25 protein-coding genes and 1 pseudogene are annotated in these 23735 nt (G+C 40.7%); all 26 read right to left on the reverse strand.

What is annotated here, in order from left to right:
* Positions 1-151: 151 nt before the first annotated feature.
* The 26 genes and pseudogenes from V7149_RS05480 to V7149_RS05605 all read right to left on the reverse strand — a co-directional run bounded on the left by V7149_RS05480 (position 152) and on the right by V7149_RS05605 (position 23645).
* Positions 152-1525, reverse strand: a complete 1374-nt coding sequence (locus tag V7149_RS05480; RefSeq protein ID WP_335344642.1) for a UDP-N-acetylmuramoyl-tripeptide--D-alanyl-D-alanine ligase — start codon at positions 1523-1525, stop codon at positions 152-154.
* A 93-nt stretch (positions 1526-1618) separates the two neighbouring features.
* On the reverse strand, positions 1619-2701 hold the full coding sequence (locus tag V7149_RS05485) for a D-alanine--D-alanine ligase (protein WP_335344643.1): 1083 nt from the start codon (positions 2699-2701) through the stop codon (positions 1619-1621).
* A 318-nt stretch (positions 2702-3019) separates the two neighbouring features.
* Positions 3020-4027 (reverse strand): histidinol phosphate phosphatase domain-containing protein, encoded by a 1008-nt coding sequence (locus V7149_RS05490; protein WP_335344644.1) that lies wholly within the window; start codon positions 4025-4027, stop codon positions 3020-3022.
* Positions 4021-4809: a DeoR/GlpR family DNA-binding transcription regulator gene (locus V7149_RS05495; protein ID WP_335344645.1), complete on the reverse strand. Its 789-nt coding sequence runs from the start codon at positions 4807-4809 to the stop codon at positions 4021-4023. Before V7149_RS05495 ends, V7149_RS05490 begins: the two co-directional genes overlap by 7 nt.
* On the reverse strand, positions 4806-5810 hold the full coding sequence (locus V7149_RS05500) for an ABC transporter ATP-binding protein (RefSeq protein ID WP_335344646.1): 1005 nt from the start codon (positions 5808-5810) through the stop codon (positions 4806-4808). Before V7149_RS05500 ends, V7149_RS05495 begins: the two co-directional genes overlap by 4 nt.
* Positions 5807-6586, reverse strand: coding sequence for an ABC transporter permease (locus V7149_RS05505; RefSeq protein WP_335344647.1), 780 nt, complete (start codon positions 6584-6586; stop codon positions 5807-5809). Before V7149_RS05505 ends, V7149_RS05500 begins: the two co-directional genes overlap by 4 nt.
* Complete coding sequence (locus V7149_RS05510) at positions 6583-7419, reverse strand: ABC transporter permease (RefSeq protein WP_335344648.1); 837 nt, start codon at positions 7417-7419, stop codon at positions 6583-6585. Before V7149_RS05510 ends, V7149_RS05505 begins: the two co-directional genes overlap by 4 nt.
* 120 nt (positions 7420-7539) lie before the next feature.
* Positions 7540-8367 carry an alkaline phosphatase family protein gene (locus V7149_RS05515; protein WP_335344649.1) on the reverse strand — a complete coding sequence of 276 codons (828 nt, stop codon included), beginning with the start codon at positions 8365-8367 and terminating at the stop codon, positions 7540-7542.
* A complete protein-coding gene (locus V7149_RS05520) occupies positions 8357-9412 on the reverse strand; it encodes an ABC transporter substrate-binding protein (RefSeq protein WP_438824086.1) in 1056 nt (351 codons plus the stop codon). The genes V7149_RS05515 and V7149_RS05520 overlap by 11 nt, the downstream gene beginning before the upstream one ends.
* A 337-nt stretch (positions 9413-9749) precedes the next feature.
* Positions 9750-11216, reverse strand: a complete 1467-nt coding sequence (locus V7149_RS05525) for a SulP family inorganic anion transporter (protein WP_335344651.1) — start codon at positions 11214-11216, stop codon at positions 9750-9752.
* Positions 11217-11602: 386 nt separating this feature from the next.
* Positions 11603-11986, reverse strand: coding sequence for a VOC family protein (locus tag V7149_RS05530; protein ID WP_335344652.1), 384 nt, complete (start codon positions 11984-11986; stop codon positions 11603-11605).
* A 517-nt stretch (positions 11987-12503) separates the two neighbouring features.
* Positions 12504-13112, reverse strand: a complete 609-nt coding sequence (locus V7149_RS05535) for a histidine phosphatase family protein (protein ID WP_335344653.1) — start codon at positions 13110-13112, stop codon at positions 12504-12506.
* Positions 13106-13828: an ATP-binding protein gene (locus V7149_RS05540; RefSeq protein ID WP_335344654.1), complete on the reverse strand. Its 723-nt coding sequence runs from the start codon at positions 13826-13828 to the stop codon at positions 13106-13108. The genes V7149_RS05535 and V7149_RS05540 overlap by 7 nt, the downstream gene beginning before the upstream one ends.
* On the reverse strand, positions 13825-14319 hold the full coding sequence (locus V7149_RS05545) for an ECF transporter S component (protein WP_335344655.1): 495 nt from the start codon (positions 14317-14319) through the stop codon (positions 13825-13827). The genes V7149_RS05540 and V7149_RS05545 overlap by 4 nt, the downstream gene beginning before the upstream one ends.
* Positions 14320-14904, reverse strand: coding sequence for a cob(I)yrinic acid a,c-diamide adenosyltransferase (locus V7149_RS05550; RefSeq protein WP_335344656.1), 585 nt, complete (start codon positions 14902-14904; stop codon positions 14320-14322).
* A gap of 93 nt (positions 14905-14997) precedes the next feature.
* Entirely contained in the window at positions 14998-15429 is a 432-nt protein-coding gene (locus V7149_RS05555; RefSeq protein WP_335344657.1) for a bifunctional adenosylcobinamide kinase/adenosylcobinamide-phosphate guanylyltransferase, read from the reverse strand.
* Positions 15381-15986, reverse strand: coding sequence for a histidine phosphatase family protein (locus V7149_RS05560; RefSeq protein ID WP_335344658.1), 606 nt, complete (start codon positions 15984-15986; stop codon positions 15381-15383). The genes V7149_RS05555 and V7149_RS05560 overlap by 49 nt, the downstream gene beginning before the upstream one ends.
* Positions 15944-16735 (reverse strand): adenosylcobinamide-GDP ribazoletransferase, encoded by a 792-nt coding sequence (cobS, locus tag V7149_RS05565; RefSeq protein ID WP_335344659.1) that lies wholly within the window; start codon positions 16733-16735, stop codon positions 15944-15946. The genes V7149_RS05560 and cobS overlap by 43 nt, the downstream gene beginning before the upstream one ends.
* A 142-nt stretch (positions 16736-16877) precedes the next feature.
* Positions 16878-17597 (reverse strand): annotated as a pseudogene (locus V7149_RS05570) (cobyric acid synthase); the annotation flags it as partial.
* A gap of 2 nt (positions 17598-17599) precedes the next feature.
* Positions 17600-17938 (reverse strand): bifunctional adenosylcobinamide kinase/adenosylcobinamide-phosphate guanylyltransferase, encoded by a 339-nt coding sequence (locus V7149_RS05575; RefSeq protein ID WP_335344661.1) that lies wholly within the window; start codon positions 17936-17938, stop codon positions 17600-17602.
* Positions 17874-18179 (reverse strand): bifunctional adenosylcobinamide kinase/adenosylcobinamide-phosphate guanylyltransferase, encoded by a 306-nt coding sequence (locus V7149_RS05580; protein ID WP_335344662.1) that lies wholly within the window; start codon positions 18177-18179, stop codon positions 17874-17876. The genes V7149_RS05575 and V7149_RS05580 overlap by 65 nt, the downstream gene beginning before the upstream one ends.
* Entirely contained in the window at positions 18161-19237 is a 1077-nt protein-coding gene (gene cobD, locus V7149_RS05585) for a threonine-phosphate decarboxylase CobD (protein WP_335344663.1), read from the reverse strand. The genes V7149_RS05580 and cobD overlap by 19 nt, the downstream gene beginning before the upstream one ends.
* Positions 19212-20177 (reverse strand): adenosylcobinamide-phosphate synthase CbiB, encoded by a 966-nt coding sequence (cbiB, locus tag V7149_RS05590; RefSeq protein WP_335344667.1) that lies wholly within the window; start codon positions 20175-20177, stop codon positions 19212-19214. The genes cobD and cbiB overlap by 26 nt, the downstream gene beginning before the upstream one ends.
* Positions 20174-21643, reverse strand: a complete 1470-nt coding sequence (locus V7149_RS05595) for a heme ABC transporter ATP-binding protein (protein WP_335344664.1) — start codon at positions 21641-21643, stop codon at positions 20174-20176. The genes cbiB and V7149_RS05595 overlap by 4 nt, the downstream gene beginning before the upstream one ends.
* 3 nt (positions 21644-21646) lie before the next feature.
* Positions 21647-22705: a FecCD family ABC transporter permease gene (locus V7149_RS05600; RefSeq protein WP_335344665.1), complete on the reverse strand. Its 1059-nt coding sequence runs from the start codon at positions 22703-22705 to the stop codon at positions 21647-21649.
* Complete coding sequence (locus V7149_RS05605; RefSeq protein WP_335344666.1) at positions 22671-23645, reverse strand: ABC transporter substrate-binding protein; 975 nt, start codon at positions 23643-23645, stop codon at positions 22671-22673. Before V7149_RS05605 ends, V7149_RS05600 begins: the two co-directional genes overlap by 35 nt.
* Between the last annotated feature and the right edge of the window lie 90 nt (positions 23646-23735).

Here is a 23735-nt window from a genome sequence, read left to right on the forward strand (position 1 = left end):
GATTCATTTTTCAATTAATAAGGATTGGGTTGTAAAAAGGAAAAATCCCCGTTTCGCTTGGAACAGGGATTTTTCCTTTTTAATGTGATATGGTTTCCGCTCAAACGAGTATTTGCAATAAGCGGAAACCAAAACGCTATAATCTCTCCCACTATTGGAGTGCTGCAACAATACTTTCTAGCTGCATGCCTCTAGACGCCTTTACTAATACAATCGTTTCCTTATCAACAAGCTTTTCAAGTTTTTCAATGAGAGGCTGTTTTTCGGCAAATGCGAAAACCCGATCTGCAGGCAATTTCGTTTTGGCCCCTTCTGCAATCCATTCGCCCAGCTTTCCGAACGTAAACACATAGCCGATTTTTTCAGGTTCAATGGATTCACCCATTTTTAAATGATACTCCTTTTCTTGTGGCCCTAATTCAAGCATATCACCAAGAACAAGAATTTTATTTTTGTACCCTGGGAGATGGGAAAGGAGTTCGATCGCTGCATGCATGGAGGTTGGGCTAGCATTATAAGCATCATTGATAATTTTTTCACCTTTTTTGCCTTGTAAAAGCTCGGTTCTCATATTTGTTAGTTTCAGCTTCGAGAAGCCTTCATTCATTCGTTCGAATGGAACCCCAAAATGACAAGCAACAGTCATTGCTGCCAGTGCATTTAATACATTATGGGTCCCAAGAACCGGAAGTTTAAACTCTATATCCGCAACATTTGTTTTGAAAGTGCTTCCGGTATCATTTTGTTCTATCTCTACTGGGTATATATCATTCATACCGCTTCTTCCAAATGTTCTAATCTTAATATTGCCTTTATAGTTAGATAGCTTTTCATCCAGCAGAGGTTCATCACCATAATAAGTAATTACCCCATTTTCCTGCAGTCCATTAATAATTTCCAGCTTAGCTTCTGCTATTCCCTCTCTTGACCCAAGATCGAGCAGGTGCGACTCACCGATATTCGTAATAATCGCAGCCTCAGGCTCAGCCAAACGCGTTAGAAAATCGATTTCCCCTCTACTGCTCATCCCCATCTCAAGGACAGCAATCTCCGTATCCTGATCAAGATCAAGTATCGTTAAGGGCAAACCAATTTCATTATTAAAATTTCCTTCTGTTTTTTGGACTTTATAATTGATTGACAGCAGATTAGCAGTCATGTCCTTTGTTGTTGTTTTCCCATTGCTGCCCGTTACTCCAACAATGCGAACGCCGAGCGTGTGCCGGTAATTTCTTGCAAGCTCCTGTAAAGCCAGCAGTGTATTTTCTACTATTAAAACTGGCAAATGTAATGGAGGATTTGGAACATCCTTTTGCCAAAGGGCTGCCGCGGCACCCTTTTTAATAGCCTCCTCCACAAATCGATGGCCATCTTGATTCTCACCTTTAAAAGGAACAAATAAATTGCCAGTCTGTATTTTCCTTGTATCAATGCTGACACCGCTTATGACAGTATCCTGAAAACGGGAAATTTCATTATCAATCTTAATCATCTCGGAAATTTCTTTAACAGTTTTTATTATCATCGGTTACCTCCATATAGACTGCGAATATCCCCAAACACATTATTCATTGAAGAAACACGGCAAATCGCCGTGTCCCTATATGCTCTCGCACAATTATTCCATCGTATATTTAATATTCTGCTTTTCCGCATGTCTTTCAATAGCTAAATTCACAAGGCGCTCGATAAGCTGAGGATACTCGACCCCAGTATGCTTCCAAAGAAGAGGGAACATGCTAAATGGTGTAAATCCAGGCATTGTATTGACCTCATTGATATACCATTTCCCTTCCCTTGTTAAAAAGAAGTCCGCTCTTACAAGTCCGGAACAATCTAGCGCTTTAAATGCCCGAATGGCCATTTCCTTTAGCTGATTATACTCAGAATTTGTAATTTCTGCAGGAATAATAAGAGCTGTGTTTCCATCTTCGTATTTTGCCTTATAATCATAGAATTCTTTCTTCGGCACAATTTCACCGGCAACCGAGCATTCAGGATCATCATTTCCAAGAACACCCGCTTCAATTTCTCTTGCTGTCACTCCCTCTTCGATAATGATCTTACGGTCAAATTGGAATGCTTCAGCAAAGGCTTTTTCAAGTTCCGATCTATTTGTACACTTACTAATACCGACACTTGAACCAAGGTTGGCCGGCTTGACGAAGCATGGATAGCCTAGTTCATCTTCTACTTTTTGATAAGCAGCCTCATTCGACTTTTCCCATTCACTACGAATAAACCAACAGTATTTTACTTGTGGAAGACCAGCTTGAGCAAAGATATTTTTCATGATTACCTTATCCATGCCTGCTGAAGAGGACAAAACACCATTTCCTACATAAGGAAGATTGAGAAGCTCAAGCAGCCCTTGAACTGTACCATCTTCTCCATTCGGTCCGTGCAGCAGCGGGAAAATTACATCAAATGAGCTTTTTTCATCTTCTGCAGCCTTAAACAATGCAGGAGCTAAAGCAGTTGGAGGCAGTGCATCCAAGTTGGAAAACGCCAGCTCCTTCACATTTGTAACAGGTCCTGTTAACTGTGGTCCTTTATTCCAACCGCCATCTTTTGATATATATATGGGATAAACTTCAAACTTCTCTTGATCCAAAGCCTTTAGGACAGCCATAGCTGTTTGCATAGAAACTTCATGTTCAGCAGATTTCCCGCCGTATAATAGTCCAACTTTCGTTTTCATAAATAATGTGAACCTCCATTCTCAATCACTTTCCTATTTTACCACTTTGTGAATTAAGAAAGGGAGTGATTAAGGTGTGATTTATTGAGGAATATTTTTCAAACATTCGCCCATTACTTTATATGTATGTAAAAACATCATGCGTGGAAACTAAATTTTGTTTTTACAAGCTTTGCACAGTTAATTTTATCTCAAAAAAGAATTACAAAAAACTATTTTATTATTTCAATTTAATTAAAAATAGTTTATTAAATAATGAAATTTCGGTATTTTTTTATAAGATAGTAATTCCCTCTTATCAAAAAAAACAGACCCCTTTTACTGGATCTGTACCATGATTCTTTCTCTTTGCTTAAAGGTTGCTAGCTTTGGAGCACCTAATTGCTGCAATAATGACTTGTTTTCTGCAACATATTTACCAAGATCGTCTGGAAAGTGTGAATCAGAAGAAAGAGTAATGGGCACACCTTTCTTGACGATTGTCTTTAGGAAATCTACGGATGGACACATCTCCTTAACTGGATAGCGATAATATAGACCCGCATTCACTTCTGTAGCCGTATTCGTTTCTAATAGTGCATCTGCTATACGTTCATACCATTCTTGATTAAATGATTCATTGTTTACTTTGAAATTAAATACTTTTAAATTATCTAAATGGGCAACAAAATCAAACATCTTTGACCGAATCATTTTTTCAACGGTTTCATAAAAACGTGTATATAACTTGGTTAAATCTTGCTTTTCAAAGTGAGATACGGTTTGTGGATTATCAAATCCCCATCCATCTACAAAATGAACAGAACCGATCACATAATCCCATGGTTTTCCTTCTAAAAGGGCTGCAAGCTCCTGCTCTTGCCCGACAAAATAATCCGCTTCAATGCCTAACTTTAATGAGACACCTTCATTTTCCCAGCGCTTTTTTGCTATTAAAATAGCTTCTACGAATTCGTCCATCTTTTCCGTCATGACACTTTTCAACCAGTATGACTGCAATGCACCAATTGAATGAGATGGGTCTAAATTCAACGCGGTTTCAAAATAATTCTTCGTTTCTTGAAAGCGATACAAATGATCGACAATGCCAACTTCCTTCAAACCGACTTCCTTTGCTTTTTTCAAATATAAATCCAACCATTCTTGACTATAGCAGCCAGCATTCAATCGTTTGTGCAGCTGATTCATTTCGTATTCAATCTTTGCTTTCGACCCACGTTCAAGTAATTCAATTGGTTGAAAATATCCAAGAGCTTTCGCCGTTCGTTCAAGCCAGCTAAACGAATATGGTCCTTCTTCTAGATGTACGTGATAATCGATTAACATTCCACTTGACTCCCCTTTGCGATTGTCCATTTCGTGTACGATTCTTTCCATTCTTTCGGACATAGCTGATCACTTATAACTTCATCGAATTGGCCCGCCTGAGCGAAAGAAAAAAATGAAGGAACACCTATTTTCGATGAATCCGCGAGCAAAATACATTTCTTACTGCAAGCCATCATTTTCGCTGAAACGAGCGATTCATCTAAATCATAATCATAGATTGTATCTGCAACCATTCCACCACAGGAAATAAACGCTTTATCCATATGCATATGACTTAGCCATTCGAGTGTCATAGCACCTGAGACTGAGGATTGCGCGGGATTCGACACCCCACCTAGCATGATAACCTTTCCAGTCACTCGCTTTTCTTCAATCGCTTGATTAAACCGATCGGCTGCAGCAATTGAATTCGTTACAATGGTTAAATTCTGCAAATTTTGAATGAAATCAGCAATATGAACCGTTGTCGTCCCAACATCGATCGCAATCGTATCTCCATCTTCAATACGTGATATCGCTTCTAAAGCAATTTGTACTTTTTCGATCCGATTGATATCAAGCTTTCGTAAAAAGGCTTGTTCTTCTTCTAGTTTTGTATACAGGACAGCGCCCCCATGTACTCGAGTTAACTGTTCAAGCTTCTCTAGCTCGTTCAAGTCTCGGCGAATCGTTTCTGGCGTCACAGAAAACGCTGTCGCCATTTTTGCAACGGATACACGCTTCTCCTCTTTCACCCATTGAATAATTAAACGATGTCGTTCTTCCTTTATTTCATTCATGATAAAGCAATAACATCCTCTGGTTCGACAAATAATTGATATTCCATCCCTTGCACAAAAGTAGGGGCACGGTGATGCAATTGTTCCGTCGTAAATTGCTTGTCATTGGCATAAAATGTTGTCCGGATCACATTTCCATTCATAACTGAATCACCGGCAATTGCTCGTAATGGGTAAGAGGAGGGTTGTGATTGTATATGAATCGATTCTGGGCGAATCGCGTATTTATCAGCAGACATCGCTAAATTTTTCTCAAACAAACTTCCTAGTTGCTCCTTTGAAAAAACATTATATCTGCCAATAAAGTTGGCAACAAATTCCGTTTTAGGCCTTGTATAAATTTCAGATGGTGTTCCTTCTTGCGCAATTTTCCCCTTATTCATGACGAAAATGCGATCAGAAACAGACATTGCTTCTTCTTGGTCATGTGTAACAAGAATCATCGTCATATTCAGTTCCCGTTGAATCATGCGCAGTTCGACTTGCAAATGCTTCCGTATTTGTGCATCAAGCGCACTTAACGGTTCATCAAGCAACAATACTTTCGGACGAACAACGAGTGAGCGAGCAAGTGCAACCCGTTGTTGCTGACCGCCGGAAAGCTCATGCGGATACGCCTTTTTCTTTTCTTGCAGACCAACGAGCTCTAACATTCTTTCTACACGTTCTTCTACTTCATTTACTGGTTTTTTGTTCATTTTTAAACCAAATGCAACATTTTCAAACACTGTCATATTCGGAAATAATGCGTATGATTGAAATACCATCCCCACTTTGCGCTTTTTGGGCGGAATGTTCTTCATGTCTTTTCCATCGATCATCACCGTACCGCCGGTTGCATCTGTTAGACCGGATAATATTCGCAAGATTGTACTTTTCCCACAGCCACTTGGTCCAAGTAGCGTAACAAATTCACCATCTTGAATATTCATATCAATTCCAGTCAGAACATTTGTATCTCGATATTGTTTATGGACGTCTTTTAACAATACATGACTCATGCACGTGTCATCCCTTTCGCTTTATTCGTTAATACCGCCATCACCATCGTCAAAATCCCCATTAACACGATGTATACGAGCACAATTGCACTCGCAATATGACCGCTTGTACTTAATTTCGCCATTAAATAGATTTGAACGGTTTCAAAGCGAGAACCAACCACAAGGTTAATCAAAACAAATTCGCCAAATAATACGGAAAACGATAACAGTGCTGATACGAATAACCCTGGATATACTGCTGGAAGCAGCACTTTACGGAAAGCGTCCATTTTTGAAGCACCTAATAATTCTGCCGCATCCATTAATTGACGGCCTTGCACATTCCTCAAGCTATTTCGTGTTCCTTGGTACATATATGGGAGCACACTGATGACATATACTCCGACTACAGCGAGTATCATTGGCAAACTTGTGCCTGAATAAAATCGAATTAATCCAACTGCTAGAATAACACCTGGGAAGGCGTACACCATCACAATACTTGCTTGAAACCACTTTTCTAATGATGGAAAATATAAGACGATTACGAAAATCGCCGGTACAATAAACAAGATCGAAATGATAACTGCTCCTCCAGAAAGAAGTACAGATCGGCCGAACGCCTCGATAAAGCGAGCATCTTGAAAGAGCATACTAATCCATTCGAACGTTAAGCCTTCAGGTAAAATGGTTTTATTCCATTCTGTTGAAAATGCATACAAAGCTGTTGCGAGAATTGGCAAAGCTAAATATATTCCGATCAGGGTGAGCATAATGATTGTAAATTTTTTCATCGCTTCAACAAATCCCTTCTCGTTTTTTTGACAAGCCATTCACTAAGCGACATAACAATTATCATGATCATACCAAGCAGAACGGCAATAGCGCTCGCTAATTCTGGTTGAGCAAAGATATCTCCTGTAATCAATGCCCCGATCCGAATAGCCGCTAAGTTAAAATTACTCCCCGTTAAAGCATAAGCAGATGCATAGGCACCCATCGCATTGGCGAACAAAATGGTAAACGTTCCTGCAATACCTGGAAAGATAATAGGAAGACCGATTTTTCTCCAAAATACAAGCGGTGAAGCGCCTAATAAAGAAGCGGCATCTTTCCACTGCTGCTGTATTCCGTAATAAATCGGATATAAAAGCATAATTGCCAGAGGAAGTTGAAAATAAATATAGATGAGTAAAAGCCCTGACCAACTATAAAGCGAAAAGGATAGGTCCCAGCCAAACGAATGAAGTGCTAATGTAAAAAGACCGCTATTTCCAAGCAACACAATAAATGCAAAAGCAAGCGGAACACCTGCAAAGTTAGAGGTTAAATTGGACAAAATCAATAACCTTTCGCGGATTTGTTCGGGAAAATATGTCATCGCAAACACCCCAAGTAAAGAAACAACGAGGGCAATGAATGCTGAAACGACAGACAAAGCGAAACTATTTTTAAACCCTTGTAAAATATAAGAGCTTGATAACGCTTCTTGATAATGTTCTAACGTAAACCCATGACTATTAGAAAAACTGCTTACCAACATGTAAACGAGCGGGACGAGAAAAAAGAACGTCATCAATAAAGCGAACGGAACTAATATAAGAAGTACGCTTTTTTTTCCATTCATAATCATGTTGTCTCCCTTTTTATCGCAGATTAGTAACTAACCATCAATGGGGGGATGGCCGATGAAGAAACGCCATGTCCATTATGTTAGAAACCCCCAGTGATAGAAGTTTCTTTCACATTATTGATCGACTAGACCCGGCATGAGCAGAGGAACCATTGCTTCAGAGGGATCGATTCCAAGTAAATGACAGGCAAGTGGCGCCAATTGCAGCTGTGAAACGACCTGCTCTTGAATAATCGGTTTCACTTTATTAGAGGCAATAAATAGCGGAACATGACGATCATCCGTTGTATTCCCACCATGATTCCCATCAGCCGTCATCCCATGGTCAGCTGTTACGATGATGTCATAACCAAGGTCCATCCAAATAGGCAACGTCTGTGCCAATAGGGCATCTGTAGCCAAAACGCGATTTCGATATTGAACCGAATCGGCTGTAAATTTATGTCCATCATCATCTACATTCATCGGATGAATATAGAGAAAATCCGGATTTTTTTCTGAAACAAGCCATTGAGCTTCGGCAAATAAGTGACTATCTGGGTAATGATCTTCAAAATAAAACAGTCCATTTTCAATAGGTGCATCCTTGTCCAATTGAATTCGATCGATACCATGTCGAAAAGGCGCATGACTATAAAGTTCGCTTACCCAATAATAAGCAGCTGCAGCGGTTTTCTTCCCGCTGCGTCTTGCTAAATGAAATAGACTTTCTTGCGTCGATAATCGAATGACTCCATTCCCGACAATGCCATGAACGAAAGGTGATGTTCCAGTTAAAATAGTTTCGTATAAAGGTCGAGATAGCGAAGGGACTTCCGATTTCACTTCATAACGCGCGACCCTTCCTTGTTCAACCAAATGCTGCATAAATCCCATATGTGAACATGCCGTATCAAAACGTAACGCATCCACAACGATCATGATTAAACGATTATTTGACATGGATTAACACCTGTTCTTGCCACATTTGCGGAATCTTTTTTGTTGTGTCTTCCCAAGCTTTTTGATCGCTCACTGGTTGAGCATTTTTATACATTTCATTTGGTAATAAAAGAGATTGAACTTCTTTTGATAACTTAACGTTTTCACGAATTGGACGAGCATATCCTTTTGCTAAATTTTCTTGCCCCTCATCAGAAAGAATGTATTCACGAGCTAACATCGCCGCATGAGGATTTTTTGCGTACTTGTTAAGAATAGTGGCATAACCAGATGTAACAGAAGCCTCTCCTGGAATCGTTACGTCAAAACGCGCTTCATCAATTTGTTTACGATAGCCCAGTGCGTTAAAATCCCAAACTAAAGCAACATCAATTTCACCTTTTTCAAGATTAGCTACACTTGGATCCCCAGCAGATAATCGGCCTTGTTTCGCTAATTCTGCAAAGAAATCAATACCTGGCTGAATATTCTTTTCGTCTCCGCCGAATGCATAGGCAGCTGCTAGAATAGCAAATTGTGCTTGGTTTGCTGTTAGGGCATCCCCTATGCTAACTTTGTAATTGCCATTTTTCAGATCTGCCCAAGACGCAGGTGCATTTTTCACATTATTTTTATCGGTAATAAAAGACATCGTGCCTGTATATCCAACAATCCAGTCTCCATTATCATCTTTTGCCCAAGCTGGAATGTCATCCCAGTAAGATGTTTTATAAGCAAGCGTCAAATCTTGCTCCTCTGCTATCGGTCCAAAGGCAATTCCAACATCACCAATGTCAGCTGTTGCATCTTTCTTTTCTGCTGCAAATTTCGCTAGCTCTTCAGCACTAGACATATCTGTATCCGAATGTTGCAAATTATACTTTGCTCCCAACTCATCCCATGTTTCCACCCAGTTTGCCCAAGTATCTGGCATCCCAACTGAATTTACTTTACCTTCTGCTTTTGCTTTTTCTTCTATTTGAGCCAATGTCAATTGGTTATAATCTGTTTCTTCTCCTGCGCTTAAATCATTATTGCTATTGTTTGAGGAACAAGCTGCTAACATAGAAATAGTCATTACACCGATGATTCCTTTTTTCCAATTACGAGTCCAAGACATGGTCATTTTCCTCCTGAGATGTTTGTTTTTGTTTTGTTTTACAATATAAATATACAAAACAAATATTAAGCAAAAACCCTTCAAACACTAATCCTTTGTAAACTTCAATTTACAAACCATTTACATCCCACATTTGATTAAGTTAAAACATAGGAAACTATCAAAATAGTAATTGCAAGTGGAAGATGGTGTGAAATTTGATATCATTTTATATACCTAAAGCAAAAGGGACTGTCCAAAGTCAGGTTAATTGACTTTGGACAGTCCCAGTTTTTTATTACCTTTAGTGTTCTGATAGTTTCGCCCCATGCTTTTGATGAATAGCCAAACGGTCTATTAAATGAGAACTTGGAGCATTTAACCCAACAAGCCGAACGGATGCCCCATTTTCCCGCAACTTTATAACAATTTTATCAATAGCTGCTACAGCTGAATCATCCCACACATGCGCTTCACTAAAATCAATTTCTACATTCTGATCGTTGCTGCTAAAATCGATATAAGAAAGCAATTCATTTACAGAGGCAAAGAAAACCTGCCCCTTTACAGCGTAAACTTTCTTATCCCCAACTACTTTTGAAGTAACATAGACTTTTGAAATTTTTGCTACGAAGAAAATCGCACTTAAAATAATTCCTGCAAATACTCCGATTGATAAATTATGAGTAAATACAACCGTTACGACTGTAGTAACCATTACAATCGAGTCCGTGGCAGGCATCTTTGCCATTCCTTTAATAGAAGACCAATCGAACGTTCCAATAGATACCATAATCATGACGCCTACAAGAGCCGCCATTGGGATTTGAACAACCACTTTTCCTAAAACTAAAATAAGGAACATTAAGAACGTCCCTGCAACAAGAGCTGAAAGTCTTCCTCTACCGCCAGATTTAACATTGATAACGGATTGGCCAATCATGGCACATCCAGCCATTCCGCCAAAAAGGCCAGCGACAATATTCGCAATTCCCTGTCCGCGGCTTTCGCGGTTTTTATCACTAGCAGTATCTGTCATGTCATCTACGATAGTAGCAGTTAGTAATGTTTCTATTAAACCAACAATAGCTAAGCCAATTGAATAGGGAAAAATAATTTTTAACGTTTCAAAATTGAAGGGAACATCCGGGATTAAAAAAGCAGGCAGAGATGAGCTAAGGGCTCCCATATCTCCTACCGTTCTGACATCACTCTTCGTCATAATGGCAATGATTGTAATAACTATTATTGCCACTAGTGGAGAAGGAACAACCTTAGTCATTCTCGGAAAAAGATAGATGATGGCAAGTGCTCCAGCAACCATTGCATACATTACCCAATTGGCTCCAACAAATTGCTCTAGCTGAGCCATAAAAATCAAGATCGCTAACGCATTAACAAAGCCAATCATTACCGATCTCGGAATAAATTTCATAAAACGGGCTAACTTAAGAACACCAAATAAAATTTGGAATATTCCCGTTAAAATGGTCGCAGCAAATAAATACTGTAAACCATGATCCGCAACAAGTGTAACCATTAGCAATGCCATTGCCCCTGTTGCAGCAGAGATCATCCCTGGTCTGCCTCCAAATATTGCAATCGTAACAGCGATACAGAAGGAAGCATAAAGTCCAACCATAGGATCGACCCCAGCAATTATTGAGAAAGCAATCGCCTCAGGTATTAGAGCTAAGGCAACGACAATCCCAGAAAGAATATCTCCGCGAATATTGCCGAACCATTGTTCTTTAGTTGTTTGTACTTTCAAATAAACACTCCTTTTTTTGAACCTTATACACTTATTTGCATTCGGAACTTGTTTTGAATAAAGCGACTTCGAACTCTCATCGAAGTCAGGGCCGTTAAAAACAAAAACCATCTTACCATATATTTAGAAACTGCAATATAAGCGGAAGCGTTTAAATAGGGCTGGATCTTTAATATTCACTAATAATCTCGTTTTTTAGATGGTTAGAAAAAAATTATTTTAATAAAGAAAAACCCACCATTTTGCTGGCGGGCGAAATCTCTCATTTAGTTTTAATTAATCGTTTGATTAGTTTGATTTAACCCCATGGTTGACCTTAATTAAACGTTTGATTAATTTTAATTAATCGTTTGATTAGTTTAATTAATCGTTTGATTAGTCTCCTCTCACCCTATCGGAGAACAAATCTCAATATAATGTCCATCAGGATCCTCGACATATGCAACTTTTTGACCCCAAGGCTTTTCAACCGGTTCCATAAGGATGGATACCCCTTCTTCACGAAGGCCTTCAACAACTCCCTCTACGTCCTCCGTAACAAATCCGAGTTCAAAGGTTTGTTCCTTTCTAATACCATTTGGAATCGGAAGACTTGTAACCTCACGTCCCCCTTCTCTTGTGTTAAAAGATAGAACTGTAGATCCTGTGTTAAATTCTATATAAGTTCCAAATTCATTCATTAGCTCTAAACCTAATAAGTTTTCGTAAAAATGTTTTGTTTTATCAAGATTTTCAACATATAAAATGACATACCCTAACTTTAGATTCATGAACTCACCCGCTTTATTTTTTTCAATACTTTCTTAAAATTCTCTACGTATGAGCCAATTCCCTTTTTATTTACATGTGATATACGAGTGGATAAAGCTGAAAAAAAGGTAATGGCTGAATTAATAAGCTATGATTCCCGTTTTTTCCTTTTTTCACTCCGACCGGTCACCATTAGTGCTCTTTGATTACCGAATCCAGGCCTTTTTCAACCCGTTCGGGCACCATTAGTCCTCTTTGGTTACCGTTCCTGGCCTTTTTCAACCCGTTCGGGCACCATTAACACTCGTTGATTACCGCTTCATACCTTTTCCACCCCGATCGGTCATCATTAGCGCTCTTTGATTACCGATCCAGACCTTTTTCAACCCGTTCGGGCACCATTAGTCCTCTTTGATTACCGTTCGATTCCTTTTTCACTCCTAACGGTCACAATTAACCTAGAAATAAGCACCAGTTCTGCTGAGTTCGACAACTCCCCCTAAAAGAACAAAAAACTAGACTTACTAATAAGCAAGTCTAGCCACAATGCGCTGTACAGCCTTCCAAAATTAATTCCATTTTTCCATCCTGCATCTTAATCGTTGTAAGACTCGTTCCATGGATGAAAGGGGGGTTCCAAATTTCTTCAATAGGGGCATTTCTGCATAAAAGATAAAGTGCTTTGATCACGACTCCATGTGTAACAACGAGAACATTTCCAGAAGGAGTGGCTTTTTCTAGCTCTAATAAAAACTCAAGTATACGCTCTTTCACATCAGAAAAGCTCTCTCCACCCACACTTTCATACAAAGCCGGCAAATTCCAGTAAGCATGAAAATGATTTGGATATTCCTTCTCAATATCCGCTTCCACTTTCCCCTGCCAATCTCCCAAATGGATCTCCATCAATCTTTCATCTGTTTCAATAGCCACTGCTCTTTCCCCAACAACTAACTTAGCTGTTTCTAATGTTCGATTGCTAGGGGAGGAAATAATCCGCACGAAATCTGTCTCCCTTAGTCTATCTCCCAATGATCGCGCGTCTTTCTTGCCCTTTTCTGTCAAATCAGAATCTAGCCGCCCCTGCATCCTTTTTTGCGTATTCCATTCCGTTTCCCCGTGTCTAATCACAAATAAATTTAACATTTGATCACTTCAACTTTATGAAAATATGGACCAGCCGCGGCCTTGATATCTTCCTTTTTCTCTTGGCTAAAAGCAGCCAGAAAACAAGTGGACGGTCCCGATGATTTTTTCACATCTAAATCGGCAGCTATCTCAGTCTCCCTAAATGTCCGATTCACAAACAATTGGTTCATTTCATAGAGAATCCCTTTCGAGCCTACAGGCAACAGGATGACACCCTCCAATAAACAAAATTGCTTAAATAAAGATAGAGGCGCGACTTCCGCTTCTAACTCGACAACCTCATTTCCAACCAATGGCTTACCAATAACCGCAACCATCGTCTCCTCTGAAAACTTCAAACTATGATCAACAGTATCGTTCTTCACCTTTCCAAGAACAGTTAACCCAACTGCTGACTGTACTAGCGAAAAGTTACTTTCCGTACTGCCATTAATCTGAATCCCCTCTAAACCGAGCTCTTCAATCCCTCGATTAATACCGTCCATTAATAGGTTCCAAGCATGTTCTCCACAAAAATTCTGTACCGTAACGGCAAAGGGCTTACCCCCTGCTGCCATACACTCCATAACCGCTACTCGGAAGCTATAATAAGCTACCGTCTCATAAGGAACTTGGACTTCATCCATCTCCTTTAATCCAATCCCTCCGCTATTATCACTAGCCATGACAAGAGATTCTTCCCCATTAAAAGGGATGATCAGCACATCCCTCATTCGTATGTTCTCACTCTAGAGAGCATAGGCTCGACCAATCGGGCTAGTCTCGGAATTAGAATGAAGGCCAGGACTGTATTCAAGGCAGAGCCAATTAAAAGAGACGGCACAATAGACAAATAAAATGCTTCACTAATTAAAAACATAAATGGAAGCGGCGCGGCAAACGAATTGCCAAGAATAAAGAACATACCTGCCTGCCACTTCATCCCTTTTCGGTAAAGAATGGCAAATACGTAGGCTAGGATGGCCATCTCAACAGCAACAATTCCATGAAACGGCCCCATCGGCATCCCGCCTAGCAAAGCTGACAGCAAATGCCCCATAGCCCCAACGACAGCACCCGAAGGACCACCTATTATGGCCGCGGCAAGCAGCGCAGGAAATGCATCCAATGCCACGCTGCCGATAATCGCAGGAATCTTAATGGCTGCACCAATGGCTGTCAATGCCACTAATAAAGCAATTAAAGCCATTTTCATGCTTTTCATTTATTTATCCTCCTTGCGTTTCCCTTCACGAAAAACCTTCGCACTTCGGATATATTCAACATCCTTTTCATTCAAGCGGAAATTGATGACCCTGGCCAACGCAAAGAAATAATCTGATAATCTATTTAAATACTGCTGGGCTGCCTCTGGAATTTCAGGGTCTGCCTTTTTTAAAGAAACGACTAATCTCTCCGCTCTTCTCGTTACCGTTCGAGCAATATGGATCGATGCTGCAGCAGGTGTTCCTCCTGGTAAAATAAATCTCTCTAACTTAGGTGCCTCTTCAATTAATTCATCAATCTTCTTCTCCAAGTATTCAACGGATTCCTTTTGTAGCTTTAGCTCACGATCTTTCTTAACATTCGCTAGGTCGCCGCCACAGTCAAATAATTCATGCTGGATTTTTTCCAAGTCATTCAAAATATCCTTAAATTTGTCTTGTTCCAGCTGTGCCATTGCCTGACCAACAAAGCAGTTCACTTCATCAACCGTTCCGTACGTTTCAACCCGAATATCATCCTTATCCACTCTTCCGCCGATAATGCTTGTTTTCCCTTTATCACCTGTACGCGTGTAAATTCTCATTGTCACTGCCCCTTTATAAATGAATGATTTTATGGCAACCTGTAAAGCTTGTAATACCTTTAGAATGAATCTCTTACATTCATAGCTAATTTCTTATTTTAACCGTTGGCTAATCCCATACCAGATTAAATCTACTCGCCCTGCTGCTCGAACGGCATCCTGATAAGCCCAGCCGGTCAGGTCTCGCCACTTACGATCTTCTGCAAGCATCGGAACAATTCCTTTATTCATATCTGTTCCTATTAATATTATTTTTCTGCGCGGATCTTCATTCTCCCAATTAATCCACTCAGAAAGCTGAAGCTGCCATTGCTTCCGTGCTTGACCGATTTCATATTGACCTGATAACTCCTTTAGCCAAGCTTCAATTCCTTCAAGAATAACGATTGGATCATCATCAAATCTCAATGGAGCGAGTTCATGTTTATTACAGGAAATCCATAAATGAGGAGTATCCTCTAATTGATAATATTCTGTTACCCATCTAGATTTGCCATTAAAGGCGCCTCCCGTAACAAAGTGCATCTTTCACCCCTCCTAAGATCTTCCCGATTCCAGATGAGCTCATAGCCTTTACCATGGGGGACTTCCCATTCCCAAAAGCCCTTTTCCATCGGTGCCCATTTCGTTAATAATGCCCGGATGACCCCTCCATGTGTGACAATTGCTGCTTTTTCCAAAGAAAGGTTATAAATTATATCGGTCACCTTGCTCCAGCCTAAATCCACTCGTTCAGAAAACTCATCAAACGATTCTCCCGCTGACGGCTTTTTGGTAAAGGAATCGGAAAGCCAATGCCGATATTCCTGATCATTCTCAAGCTCTTTATATGTTTTTCCTTCCCACCCGCCAAAGTTCATCTCCCGAAATTCTTCCATTCTATGAACCGTGTCATTAGGAAACATCATGTTTGCCGTCTCTAAGCATCTTCCTAAATCACTTGAAAAGAGATAATCATATTTTTCCGAAACTCTTTCTACTTTTTGACATAGGGGTGAATCCGTCCAGCCAAGATAAGCTTGTCGTTTATTTGCCTCTGTCAGCCCATGGCGAAATAATGCAATAACCACAATGTCATCCATAGCAGCACCTCCGTCCCCTCTACACTTGCTCCGAGCACATCCCCTGTCATTCCGCCAAACCAGCTACTAATTTTTTTTCGTAAAAAAAGAAAAAGGAATCCTGAGACAAAAATAAAGAAGAGCATCCCCCAAATGACTTCCTTTAGAAAAACTGCTGCAATGATAAGCAAAATGACGATATAAATCGGATAGACAACGAGGGTTCTTTCATTAGCCGCTTGTTTAAACAGCGTGCCCAAGCCTTCTTTTTTAGCCGGTTTCACTTTTAATAACAAAACACCCATCACTATTTTGCTGAAAAACGGCAGCAATGCGATCATCACATATGAAACCGAATGGATCATTTGGATAATCTCATAAATAAATAGAAAACGGGCGCTTAATAATACGATGACAGATAACACACCAAAGGCACCTGTCCGCGGGTCACTCATGATTTCAAGCCTTTTCTCTCGGTCCCGATAAGAAAAGAACGCATCACTTACATCCATCCACCCATCAAGATGGATCCCGCCAGTCAACATAATCCCCGCAAGCCACACTGCAAATGCAGCGGTTAAAAGAGAAAACGGAGTCCAGTGGAGAAAGCCATAAAGAATCAATGCATATATGACCCCTTGTATGAGGCCCAGAAGCGGAAAAGTCTTAATCGATTTTTCAAGATGGGCTTTATCCATTGACAGTTCGAAAGGGATTGGAATCGAAGTAAAAAACTGCAGGTTGATAAGTAATCCTTTAAACCACTTCATCAGCCATACCCCAGCTAAAAATAATCTCCTCTAACCTTTCCCAATCGAGATGCTCCAATAATCGGGAGGAGAGTTCGTCATACTTCTCATCCTCTAATTCATTGGGACGGGATGCTTCGATAACAAAGGCTTTCCCGGTAGGCATTGAAAGAGAGTCTTCCTCTTCAATCATATGATTTTCTACATAAGGAAGAACGCCCAGAACAGGAACACCCGTCCTTTCCTCCAGCCATTCCACTCCATCCTCGAATAACGTAGGGTCACCGCGAAACTTATTGATAACGAGCCCCTTCACCCTGGCTCTTTCTGCAGCAGAAAGTAACTCTAATGTGCCGACAATGCTGGCAAAGACACCGCCTCTTTCAATATCTGCTACTAATATCACCGGAACATCAGCCATTTCGGCAACCTTCATATTAACAAGCTCTTTATCCTTTAAATTGATTTCAACCGGACTCCCTGCTCCTTCCATCACAAGCAGGTCAAATTCTTTTGATAAATTCTCAAGCGCCGTTTCAATCGTTTGCAATCCCTTTTCGTAAAACAAATCCCGATAGCCTTTTCCAGAGACAGTCTCCAAGGTCTGCCCGAGTAAAACAATTTCTGAATTCTGATTGGGCCTTGGCTTCAATAATATAGGATTCATCCATTCAGTAGCCTCTGTTTTGGCTGCTTCAGCCTGCAGTCCCTGAGATCGGCCTATTTCCTTGCCGCCCTTAGTTATATAAGAAAAATTGCACATGTTCTGTGATTTAAATGGTGCTACTTTATAGCCTTTATTAGAAAACGCCCGGCAAAGGGCAGTAACAATTAAGCTTTTCCCCACGTCTGAAGCTGTTCCCTGTATCATAATCCCTTTCATGCTCATTCTGTTCCTTTCATCAGGATGGGAATGCCTGCCTCCACAAGAAAAGCTTGTTTAGCTTTGGCAACGATTTGCTGATGGAGCTGACCAAGCATTCTCCTATAAATGAAGACTAACTCATTGCTCCCTTGCGGTTCATTTAATACTTCATTGCTGACGACAATGAGCCGATGGCAATTTCGCGAAATCTGTTCAAGTCCCTCTAGAATCCCTTGCATGACCTTTTGTTGAAATTCAGGTTTCATCCATTGCTCATCCACACTAAAGAACTCATTATTTAATAGAGTTGTTAAACAGTCTAACAATATAATNNATAATATCTGTATTGGTAAAGACACCCGAGAGTTCTTGCAGCTTAGTGGGCTTTTCCCACGTCTGCCAGCTTAAGCCACTATTCAGACGGTCCTTTTGATGCCGTTGGATTCTATCCTTCATCTCCGAATCACTCGCTTGTCCTGCAGCAACGTAATGAAGCTGTCCGCCTGTATTTTCCGCTTCACCTGCTGCAAGCTGTTCAGCGAAGCTGCTTTTTCCGCTCCGAACACCGCCGCTAATAAAGATTATGGACGACTCCGCCATTCCTCTATCGCCCCCATAAGTTTGTCATTCTCCTTTGGACCCTTTATTGCAAAACGCAGCCAGGCACCTTCTAGTCCTGGAAAATTCATCGTATGCCTTGGAATGATTCCTTTTGAGAGTAAAAATTGAAAAAGCGGAAGCTGATTTTGAACCAATGGGTCCTTTAATAAATAAAAGTTAACTCGTGAAGGGGATAGCATTAACTCTTTCTGACTATAAAAATTAAATAGTCTTTCTCTTTCCCTATCAATTAACTCCCTAATTTCCTTTACATAAGATTCACTTTCAAGACACCATTCTCCTGCCTGTAAGGCAAGTGCGTTTATGCTCCAATGCGGCTGAAAGCTTGCCAAATGATCAATGATGGCTTGATTTGCCATCACGTATCCTAATCGCAAACCTGGTATCGCAAACATTTTCGTCATGGATCGAATGATAAGCAAGTTCGAGAACTCATATATGTAAGGAACCATTGACTCATACTCGGAAAGGAAATCATAAAAGGCTTCATCCATAATGAAAAGGCAATTTTGTTTTTGACATTCATTCATCAGTTCAATCAGTTGAGACTTAGAATAATAAACACCTGTTGGATTGCATGGATTACACAGAAATAATGCGTCCGTATAGTGCAATTTTTCTGCTAGCGCTTCTACATTCAATTCCCATTTGTCTGGATTCAACTGATGATAATCGATCGTACAGCCGTTAATCCGGCACGCTTCTTCATATTCTGAAAAAGCTGGCTGAACGATCATAACTCTTTTTCCGGCAAGCATCCTACCGATAAGTGAAATCAGCTCCGCTCCCCCATTACCAATTAATATTTGTCTTTCCGATAGGTTTTCTTTTTCAGCCAGTTTCTTTTTAAACTTCTGTCCCTTTGGATCGGGATAATCAGCTATCAAGGAAAAAAGCTCCCCCCATTTTTCCTTCAAGATCGGAGGTGGGCCCAGCGGATTAATATTTGCGCTAAAATCAATCATATGATCTGGCAGCGGCATATTTAATGCAGTAAATAAATACTGAGGATTAGAACCATGTACGGGCCAATTCAATGAGCATTCCTCCTATCCACAGCAAGAATAAAAAGATTGGAATAGTACGTGTAACAATATGATTTGTCTTAAGAATATGCTCTTTTTCAAGTTTAAAAATCGGATCCCCCATAGTTGCCCGATTCGAAACGATTCCTTTGTAATAATTGATGCCGCCGAGCTGAATACCTAATAGCCCAGCAACCGCCGCCTCTCCCCAGCCAGAATTTGGGCTTGGGTGTTTTTTTGCATCACGTAAAATAATTTCCTGCACTTTTTTCGTACTAGTGTGCAAAGAACGGTTTCCAAACAGCATGCAGACAGACGTCAGCCTGCTCGGAATCCAGTTAACCGCATCATCTAGACGGGCAGAAGCCCAGCCAAAGTCTTCATATTTCTCGTTGCGGTAGCCAACCATCGAATCACATGTATTAATCGCCCGATAAATAAGTGCAAGAGGAGCTCCTCCAATTAACGCCCAGAAAAGCGGAGCCGTAATCCCATCACTCGTATTTTCAGCAACGGTTTCAACGGTCGCTCTTACAATTTCAGGCTCGTCTAGCCTATCAGTATCCCGGCCGACTATATAAGATAGCTTATGTCTAGCCTCCGCGAGATCTCCCTTTTTCAAAGGATTGTAAACAGTCAGAGCAGCCTCTTTTAAACTTTTTTGTGCAATGGCGGTTGAAATCAAAATAGCTTCCCCAAGTATGCCAGCAAGCGGATGGATCCCATACATGACATTGACAAGCAGGAGAGATATACCACCTACTGTCAGTAAAACTGTTAACAGCATGACTGTTCCTTTTAATCTTCTCGAGCTTCCTTTATTCCAGCTTTTGTCTAATTTATAAATAAGAGAACCCATCCATTTAACAGGATGCGGATAGTGTGGCGGGTCACCTACGACTAGATCGATTAGTATGGCAATCGTCAGGGCAATCAGGTGATACAATATCATTTCTTCACCCTTTTTCTGCTCTTTTGAATCGCTTCCTTTGTACATTCATAGACGCCTTTACCGATCATTTTTCCAAGCGGCGTGATGGTGCCGGCATATTCTAGCTTCTGGCCTCTTTGAGTAGATGCAATTAATATACTGTCTGTCGATGTTCCTGTGGCGATTGTGCCTGTAACAGGGTCCTTTACTTCTAGGTCTTGCAACGCTTTTACCTTTGCTTCCGTAGCAGTCATGATGCTCTGGATAATGGCCTCCTCCGTCATGTCTCCGCTGACAAAAACCCATGTATTAATCGTACCCGGCTGTAATTGAAAAGCATGTTCATCAGCTTTGGCTGCGTCAACAGCGTTTCCTACACCTGCTGTTACAATAATAAACGCTGCAAAACTTTCTTCTTGATAAAGCTGATAGCTCACATCCTGAAGCATGACGGCTGTCATCATGCCCACGGTTTCTCCTGGCTCAAACCCATGAGCCTTTAGATACTCAACCATCTCTTTCCGATGATCACTGCAGTCATAATTTTTATCCACATGGCGATTCACAAATAGTTGATGCCAACCTGTTCCGGAGCCAACAACTCCCGATGACATTGTTCGAAGAGGGATAGGCGACCGGAAAACAACATGTTGATCAGAAAGCTCTAGATAACTTTCATCTAGGCATAAACATTCCTGATCTCTTGCTAAGTCTTCAGGGAGTAACACCATTTGAGGGGCAGGCACCTTTGGATGGGGATGCTTTTCAATCTTCGTCTTGTAGACCCCTCGTATTCGGTCTTCCCGCAAAACTTCATTTGGTGTGTCGTTTATATTAATTTCACCCTTCTCTAACAGCAAAAGCCGGTCACAATATAAACCTGCTAAATTCAAATCATGAAAAATAGAGACAACCGTCAGGCCGCGATTTTTTGTCCAGCTTTTTAATAAATCAAGCAAATCCTTTTGAAAGGAAAGATCGAGATGGTTCGTTGGTTCATCCAGCAGCAAAATTTCAGGCTCCTGCGCCAGTGCCTGTGCTAAGAAAACCCTTTGTCTTTCTCCACCTGAAAGCTCATGAAGATTATGGCTTTCAAAATGCCCAACGCCTGTCTGTTCCATTGCCTGCTTTACTATCTGTTCGTCCTCCTGTGACCACGAATGAAACCATCCCTTTTGATGAGCATACCTCCCTAAAGAAACCGTTTCCTTTACAGTATAAGAAAAGCTTTGATTGGAATGCTGCGACAGAACAGCAATGATTTTCGCCAATTCTTTTGTGGAGTAATCACTTAATGATTTTCCTTTTAATAAGACCTCCCCGCTGCTAAAAGGCAAAATGCCGCTAAGCATTTTGAGCAACGTTGTTTTTCCGCTTCCATTCGGACCTAATATCCCGAATAACTCTCCTTTTTCCAGTTCAAAGGATACATTCTTGATGACAGAATCTCCTGTATATCCTCCTGTTATCTGTTGGACGCTGAGCATGATTTATCCTCTTCTTTCCGTTCTTCGTTTCATCAAAATGATTGCAAATACAGGTGCCCCAATAAGCGCTGTAATAACCCCAATCGGAAGCTCGGTTGGAGAGATAATGGTTCTTGCTACAAGATCGGCAAGAATAAGGAAGCCGCCGCCTGTTAATATGGATAAAGGCAATAAATGCTTATGATCTGGTCCCCACAGCAGCCTAGTCAAATGCGGAATAACGAGCCCTACAAAACCGATCGTACCCGAAACCGCCACAGCCGCTCCTGTAAGCATCGAGCCTGCAATAAGAATCATCATCTTTCTTCTCTGCACATTCACGCCTATATGCTGGGCTCTTTCTTCCCCAAAGGACATAGCATTCAGTTCATTGCTATTTATGATCAGGATAACAGACCCAATAATAAAGAATGGAATGATAATTTTGATATAAGCCCAGCCGCGCATCGATACACTGCCAAGCAGCCAGCCAATAATTTGCCTTAATTCCTCGCCTGTTAAAGCAATCATCAGTGAGATGAAAGCTCCTAAGAAGGAACTGAAAATAATACCTGTTAAAATAATCGTCTCTACCTTCATCGACCTTTCCACTTGGCGGGCAAACAGCAGGACAAGAAAAATGGTAGCAAAGGAAAAAAGGATGCTTAATAGCGGGAGCGTAAATAGGCCCAAAAATGGAATGGAAAGTCCGAAGAATAGAGTAATAACAGCTCCCACCGAGGCACCTGAAGAAACGCCTAGCGTATACGGGTCTGCGAGAGGATTTCTCAATAAACCTTGGAAGGCGGCTCCCGCAATTGCGAGAGATGCGCCAACCAAGCCTGCCAGAATAACCCTAGGAAGACGGATATTCATAACAATATTTGAAAACATCGAATCAACTTGTTCATTTGGTGTCATGCGGAAAATTTCTGCACCAATAATTTTAATAATATCCATCGCAGGAACAGAAACCGTTCCAATGGAAATGCCTAGCAGCATGGCGGTAACTAGAAATCCGACTGCAAATATATAAGCAAAAATTTTATTATTTAAATGTTTCCGGGTAAATAGCTTTTGCAAGTAGTTCTACTCCTTCAACAAGCCTTGGGCCTGAACGGGTAACGGTATCAGAATCAACGTCTACCACTTGATTATTTTTAACTGCATTAATTTCCTGCCAGCCATCGCGGCCAAGCACGTTGCCAATAGGGTCTTCTGTATAATATCCGTGAGTTGTAATAATTACATCCGGATTTCTTTCAATTACCGCCTCTGGATCCATTTTTGGCCAGCTTTCTTCGGTTACAACGTTATCTGCATGAATCATTTTAAGCATTTCATCCATAAACGTGTTCGCTCCAACGGCATAAATTTCCGGAGCAGGGGATACTTCAACAAAAACTTTTTTTCGATCTGCATCCTGGATTGTTATTGCTTTTTCTTTAATCTCTTCAAGCTTTGCTTTCATACTTGAAACAAGCTTTTCAGCCTCTTCCTTCTTTCCACCAGCTGTACCTATCATATTTATGGAATCAAACACTTCATCAAAGTTTTTCGCATCATTGACTACGAGAACAGTAATCCCCGCATCTCTTAGTTGCTGAAGACCAGCTTCTGCATTATGAGCGCTAGATGCATGTGCCAATACTAGGTTCGGGCTTAAGGAAATAATCTTTTCAACATTAAAATCCATACCGCCAATTTTTTCTTTCTCTGCAGCTTCAGCCGGATAATTGTCAAAATCAGATACCCCAACGACTTCCTCACCTAAACCTAATCCAAATGCAATCTCTGTATTACTTGGAAGCAGAGAAACAATTTTCTCAGGCTTCGACTCTATAACAACCTCATTATCGAGGGCATCCTTAATTGTAACCGGAAAATCGGCCTTCTCCTCTTGTGCTGGCTGCGTTTCCTTCTCTGCAGTATTTTCAGTTGGTTCTTCTGCACTTCCCCCGCATCCTGCCAAAACGCCGATAGCCAGCAGCAATGCGAATAATACTGAATAAAGCTTTTTCATTCTAAATTCCTCCAATTTTGAAATACGGGATAACCCTGATCTGAATCCCACATTTTTTGAAATAAAAAAACATCCCCACATGTAATATGG

It is taken from the genome of Bacillus sp. JJ1503 (assembly GCF_036965125.1).
GTDB lineage: Bacteria > Bacillota > Bacilli > Bacillales > Cytobacillaceae > Cytobacillus.

Excerpts from the sequence above, each read along its gene's own strand:
- V7149_RS05510 (WP_335344648.1), bottom strand. The coding sequence starts at position 7,419 with ATGAATGGAAAAAAAAGCGTACTTCTTATATTAGTTCCGTTCGCTTTA.
- V7149_RS05595 (WP_335344664.1), bottom strand. The coding sequence starts at position 21,643 with ATGCTCAGCGTCCAACAGATAACAGGAGGATATACAGGAGATTCTGTC.
- cobS (WP_335344659.1), bottom strand. The coding sequence starts at position 16,735 with ATGAAGTGGTTTAAAGGATTACTTATCAACCTGCAGTTTTTTACTTCG.
- V7149_RS05550 (WP_335344656.1), bottom strand. The coding sequence starts at position 14,904 with ATGAGAATTTACACGCGTACAGGTGATAAAGGGAAAACAAGCATTATC.
- V7149_RS05530 (WP_335344652.1), bottom strand. The coding sequence starts at position 11,986 with ATGAATCTAAAGTTAGGGTATGTCATTTTATATGTTGAAAATCTTGAT.
- V7149_RS05560 (WP_335344658.1), bottom strand. The coding sequence starts at position 15,986 with ATGGATGACATTGTGGTTATTGCATTATTTCGCCATGGGCTGACAGAG.
- V7149_RS05540 (WP_335344654.1), bottom strand. The coding sequence starts at position 13,828 with ATGAGGGATGTGCTGATCATCCCTTTTAATGGGGAAGAATCTCTTGTC.
- V7149_RS05520 (WP_438824086.1), bottom strand. The coding sequence starts at position 9,412 with ATGTTAGCAGCTTGTTCCTCAAACAATAGCAATAATGATTTAAGCGCA.
- V7149_RS05545 (WP_335344655.1), bottom strand. The coding sequence starts at position 14,319 with ATGAAAAGCATGAAAATGGCTTTAATTGCTTTATTAGTGGCATTGACA.
- V7149_RS05495 (WP_335344645.1), bottom strand. The coding sequence starts at position 4,809 with ATGAATGAAATAAAGGAAGAACGACATCGTTTAATTATTCAATGGGTG.
- V7149_RS05535 (WP_335344653.1), bottom strand. The coding sequence starts at position 13,112 with ATGTTAAATTTATTTGTGATTAGACACGGGGAAACGGAATGGAATACG.
- cbiB (WP_335344667.1), bottom strand. The coding sequence starts at position 20,177 with ATGATATTGTATCACCTGATTGCCCTGACGATTGCCATACTAATCGAT.
- V7149_RS05490 (WP_335344644.1), bottom strand. The coding sequence starts at position 4,027 with ATGTTAATCGATTATCACGTACATCTAGAAGAAGGACCATATTCGTTT.
- V7149_RS05605 (WP_335344666.1), bottom strand. The coding sequence starts at position 23,645 with ATGAAAAAGCTTTATTCAGTATTATTCGCATTGCTGCTGGCTATCGGC.
- V7149_RS05555 (WP_335344657.1), bottom strand. The coding sequence starts at position 15,429 with ATGCACTTTGTTACGGGAGGCGCCTTTAATGGCAAATCTAGATGGGTA.
- V7149_RS05500 (WP_335344646.1), bottom strand. The coding sequence starts at position 5,810 with ATGAGTCATGTATTGTTAAAAGACGTCCATAAACAATATCGAGATACA.
- V7149_RS05485 (WP_335344643.1), bottom strand. The coding sequence starts at position 2,701 with ATGAAAACGAAAGTTGGACTATTATACGGCGGGAAATCTGCTGAACAT.
- V7149_RS05505 (WP_335344647.1), bottom strand. The coding sequence starts at position 6,586 with ATGAAAAAATTTACAATCATTATGCTCACCCTGATCGGAATATATTTA.
- V7149_RS05480 (WP_335344642.1), bottom strand. The coding sequence starts at position 1,525 with ATGATAATAAAAACTGTTAAAGAAATTTCCGAGATGATTAAGATTGAT.
- V7149_RS05515 (WP_335344649.1), bottom strand. The coding sequence starts at position 8,367 with ATGTCAAATAATCGTTTAATCATGATCGTTGTGGATGCGTTACGTTTT.